The sequence below is a fragment of the Pseudoxanthomonas kalamensis DSM 18571 genome (assembly GCF_010211745.1).
GTDB lineage: Bacteria > Pseudomonadota > Gammaproteobacteria > Xanthomonadales > Xanthomonadaceae > Pseudoxanthomonas_A > Pseudoxanthomonas_A kalamensis.
The window spans coordinates 1-611 of record NZ_PDWQ01000078.1; the positions used below are offsets into that span (position 1 = coordinate 1).

General features: G+C 36.5%; 2 protein-coding genes. One reads left to right on the top strand and one right to left on the bottom strand.

The features are described from left to right. A partial coding sequence (locus CSC70_RS14080; protein ID WP_425501601.1) for a hypothetical protein occupies positions 1-353 on the top strand: 353 nt, incomplete at its 5' end. Between the two features lie 128 nt (positions 354-481). Here the strand turns inward: CSC70_RS14080 and CSC70_RS14085 are convergent. Continuing rightward, a complete protein-coding gene (locus CSC70_RS14085) occupies positions 482-610 on the bottom strand; it encodes a tail fiber assembly protein (protein ID WP_081048452.1) in 129 nt (42 codons plus the stop codon). Position 611: the final 1 nt, after the last annotated feature.

The following is a 611-nucleotide window of genomic DNA, read 5'->3' on the forward strand; positions in this document are numbered from 1 at the left end:
CATTTGAAGATCAAGCAGATAAATATATTTTTTGGCGTTATGCAGCTGACAGAGCCAAAATAACAAATGCCTATGGCTTCATTTGGATATCAGAGCTATGGCTCAGAAAAGCAAGCATATACTCCAATAAACCAATACATACAATGCCAATTATAGATGAAAGACTTCAGGTAATTGGAATTGATTCAAATAATAATCAAAAAGGTATTTCATGGAAAATAGTTAGAGAAAACGAAGAAAAAAAACCGACTTTAGAAATATCAACAGCAGACTCAAAACATGACGAAAAACCATATTTCATGCGTTCAGTCTTAAAAGCAATTGGCGGTGATGTAAACACTATGAACAATTGAGTCATAGAACTTCCATTATTCTCCTGAAGATAATAATCGCCAAATAAACCAATACTCAGCTTTACAATATACTAACTAACCGCAGAACGTTATTTCATACAACGTTTCTGCGGCATATCACAAAACGATTACTCCATAACAGGGACAGCAGGCCACTCAATATCAGGTGCAGTTGATGTATCAACACGGTTCAGCAACACCCGATACTTCTTCCAGGCTTCCAGCAACGAGGTTTCTTCCTTCGTTGCAATTTCCAGA